The organism is Pseudoalteromonas sp. SG44-1, assembly GCF_014164315.1.
Lineage (GTDB): Bacteria > Pseudomonadota > Gammaproteobacteria > Enterobacterales > Alteromonadaceae > Pseudoalteromonas > Pseudoalteromonas rhizosphaerae.
Genome location: NZ_JACJEW010000146.1, coordinates 1 through 2,329, shown reverse-complemented (window position 1 = coordinate 2,329; position 2,329 = coordinate 1). Strand labels below are relative to the sequence as shown.

Sequence of the window (2,329 nt, the reverse complement as noted above, 5' to 3'; positions counted from 1 at the left end):
ACTGCAAACTTTGACGAGATTACAGCGATATACACAATATAAATGATGAAAGTAGCATTCCAACAAGCAAGAATTAAAGCACTGGACACATCACGATTAGACAAAATTAAGACTCTGTAATTATTGATGTGTGTAACTATGGGAATGGTGCAGAAGGTTGTTTTTGTTGGTGGGTATTTAGCGAGTTAGCGAGGTTGCGAGTTTGCGAGTTTGCGAGTTTTATCAGAATGAATTTTTAAACGCGGTAGTCAAGTACTTCGTCTCTTTACTTGTAGTGGCTCATATCTGATCTGACACTTTTATTTGCTGGTTTAGATACCATCTGACAGGCCGCTTCAGACAATTTGCGGACGTTCAACTTGTCTTTTAAATTCGAGCCTGTCAGCGATAGCTGTTATTTTACCCATTTACGCTTTTTATTTCAGTATACCGAAGGGTCTTCCCCGTCCCACAACTTTAAATCAGCCAATATCTCAAAGGTTGCATAAGTAAAATCATTTACACTTAGTGACACCGAATTGCACCATTCCAACAACAGACGTTTGGGTGTCTGGTCTTCGAATGTAGCTGGTGCCTGTTCCAACCCAACCACCGTTGTGGAAAAAATAGCGACCATCGGTATTTTGCCCATTGGCGTAGTACCATTTCCCCTCATCGCTCTCTGGCACATTCACATTTGGCTTATTCATTAGCGCAATTAACGCTTTAGGATCTTTGCCCAACTTAGGATCATTAAAGTGATTATCCCATATCAGCATGTCATCTATGGTGCTGAATAAGCCTCCATCACCAATTGTGTGTAAAGCAGTCAAATGATTGCGTTGTTTTCCTGCTTCAGGCGAACGGTATCCGGATGCTCGGTTAGGAATAATCTCTTCGGCGCTATCTGAAAAAAACGTATGATTCATACCAAGGGGCTTAAATATACGCTTATTGGTGAATTCGCGTATCGTCAATCCACTTATTCGTTCAACTAATTTTGCCAGAATGATATACCCGTGATTACTGTATTCCATAGTGGTATCAGGTTCATGTACAAGCGGAAAGTCTTTAATGACAGAATAGTACTCTGAATTTGATACGAACTGTTCACTCCCAATAAAAAAGCCGCTTAAGGAAGACTCACGAAGTGTACTTAGGTGATCTTCAAAATCGCCCAAACCGCTGAAATGTCCGAGTAGTGAGTTGATGGAGATCTTTTTTCCATATTCTTTTAATTCTGGCAAATGCTGGCGAATATCGTCAGTGAGCGCGATGGCGCCATCATCAGCTAACAGCAAAACAGCGAAAGCTGTAAATTGCTTTGATACCGACGCCATTCTGAATAACGATTGACTACTGAGCGGTATTTGGTGTTCAACATTAGCTAGTCCATAGCTCTTTTTGAATATAAACTCTCTGTTCTGAATTATACCTATAGAACATCCAGGCCCATCTGAGCTAATGCTCTTTTCGGCAATAGCGTCCATTCTTTTTTCTAAAAGCATTATCTGATTATTTTGTGCAACAGCTTTACCTGAATTTAGTAGTAGGCCAATAGTGAGCGCCTGAACTAATCTGTGCATGAGTTATCCCTATCTAATTGTTTTCGTGTAAAAACGTTTGCTTTCCATGTGAACTGATATGTGAGATAAATTAGCATTTCAGATTTTTCGTATCACACTATCAATGTTTTCAGCTGTATAACTGTACACTGTATTTGTATGATAGAGAATGCGAAATATCCGCTTCACGTACACAAGAGACTGTCAGATTTGATATAACTCTACCTGTGAAAGTGTCAGGTTAAATGGCGACTAATCCACTTTACTCCCACTAACATTACCTGTACTAGCTCAGACTTTACCCTCGCTAGCTACCCCTCCCTAACAGCTCAGCTTTTACTTATCACTTTAATTAATCCGCCCAGCATTTTAGATAATTCGGTTGTTTCATTGATCCACTGAAATGCCGTATTCGAATCGATTTCTCCTATTTCCATAGATATATAAAGTTGAGACCTCAATTCACCACAACTGCCTTTGGCGTAATACAAAAAACGAAGACATTCTTTCATAGCCTTCCGCTATATTCGATGATATTGACAAGCTAGAACGGGTTATTTGATCTTTTAAACCTCGCTCATGACTTGATTTAAAGTGTTTAAATACAGCTACTGATAGTGCCGCTGATCGTTTCCATACGTCTAGTCGCTCAAAATTCATAATATCAATTATTCAGTGTTTTATATATTTATAGTACAAAAAATCAAAAAACAACATTAAAGGTACAACTTTACCCTAGCTAACTTTACCCTTGCTAACTTTACCCTCGCTAACTTTCCCCTCGC

1 protein-coding gene and 1 pseudogene are annotated in these 2,329 nt (G+C 39.2%); both read right to left on the bottom strand.

Annotated elements, in window-relative coordinates; genetic code table 11:
• Positions 1 to 494: 494 nt before the first annotated feature.
• Positions 495 to 1,565, bottom strand: coding sequence for a serine hydrolase (locus H5187_RS23240; protein WP_182798444.1), 1,071 nt, complete (start codon positions 1,563 to 1,565; stop codon positions 495 to 497).
• Between the two features lie 308 nt (positions 1,566 to 1,873).
• A pseudogene (locus H5187_RS23235) lies at positions 1,874 to 2,204 on the bottom strand (four helix bundle protein).
• Positions 2,205 to 2,329: the final 125 nt, after the last annotated feature.

Excerpts from the sequence above, each read along its gene's own strand:
- H5187_RS23240 (WP_182798444.1), bottom strand. The coding sequence starts at position 1,565 with ATGCACAGATTAGTTCAGGCGCTCACTATTGGCCTACTACTAAATTCA.